A 1,227-nucleotide genomic window follows, 5' to 3' on the forward strand; every position below is an offset into this window, starting at 1 on the left:
GGTGCTGGCCTGTGATAGCAATTCATGCCCTGGTACCTGCAAACGCATCATTACTTCCCCGAATGCCACAATCCTTTTAGGCATATTTTTCAACCAATTTTTTTGTTATGGCCAATAATTTCCGTACATCCTCCCCATTCGTTTTTCCAGTTTCTTCATCGATGATGGAAGAATATACATGGGGAATGACTTTAGGCACTTTTGCTTCTAATGCGATTTCTAGTATAGTCTCGAAATTATTTAAATCGATTCCACCTGTTGGTTCCAAAGCAAATCCTTCTTCACCACAGGCTTTTGCCACAGCACGATATTCATCTTCATGCTTCAGGCCTTTCATCGGGAAGTATTTCAGAGCATTCCCCCCCATATCGCGAACCAGCGCAATGGCAGCTTTGATAGGCACAATGGCCGTTTCACTTGCACCTGCACTTACTGGACCAGTGGAGATATTCACATAACCCGCTTTCCCAGTTGGAGAAACAAGTGAATTTATCCAGCTGTCCTTATCGCCTAAATTGGCCCTCGTAGCACCAACTGCAGGAAAAACCTGGTTAATATGACTGCCTGGATAGTATTTTGCTATTTCTGCGACAACCGCTGCCTGTCTATTATCTCCCGCGCCCAATCCTATTGAAACTGCCTCATCAATGGCTTCCCCGTATTCTTTCATTGCTGTAACACCAGCTTCAACAGTTGGATAATCCTTTGAGAGTACACCAACCAATACATGGCCTTCCGCCGCTTCAAAGACTTCCACTGCATTTTCTACACTATTTGCAAGTACATTTAAGGCTACACGATCATTCAATAACCGTTTGTTTATGTTTGTCATCCTTGTTGTCCTCCTAATATGGCGCTTAATTGTGCTTCAATGACATGTATATCATCACCTTGCAATGGACGCGGATCTATATCGAAAAAGCCTTGCCGTATCCCATAATCACGTGTGTAAATGGCAATATCCCCATTTCTGAGCTGCTCGTTCACTTCCTTCGCCGTCGTTTCCGTTATTAAAGGATCAATGGAAATACGTGCTCTATATATGGCACGGCCGGCTTCATCCTGAACTATCGTTACCTTTACGCCCTCAATGGATTCAAGTGATGTGAGAACTTGTAAACTAGCTTTTTCATTTTCGCTATTATCCGTCTTGACGAAATACTCATCCAATGCCTGAAGCAGCCCAAAGGTAGTTTCCTTTCCAACCTTCATGCTCCTTCCGATACC

Annotated in this window: 1 protein-coding gene and 1 pseudogene; both read right to left on the minus strand. The window is 43.7% G+C overall.

What is annotated here, in order from left to right; genetic code table 11:
* Nucleotides 1-76: 76 nt before the first annotated feature.
* Nucleotides 77-832 carry a 2-dehydro-3-deoxy-phosphogluconate aldolase gene (dagF, locus tag ACFVSH_RS26805; RefSeq protein WP_387595978.1) on the minus strand — a complete coding sequence of 252 codons (756 nt, stop codon included), beginning with the start codon at nt 830-832 and terminating at the stop codon, nt 77-79.
* A pseudogene (locus ACFVSH_RS26810) lies at nt 829-1,227 on the minus strand (SelA-like pyridoxal phosphate-dependent enzyme); the annotation flags it as partial. The gene dagF and the pseudogene ACFVSH_RS26810, both read right to left, overlap by 4 nt.

It is taken from the genome of Peribacillus sp. NPDC058002 (assembly GCF_042886655.1).
GTDB lineage: Bacteria > Bacillota > Bacilli > Bacillales > DSM-1321 > Peribacillus > Peribacillus aracenensis.

Bases quoted from the DNA above. Each gene is read 5' to 3' on its own strand.
- dagF (WP_387595978.1), bottom strand. From the start codon at position 832: ATGACAAACATAAACAAACGGTTATTGAATGATCGTGTAGCCTTAAAT.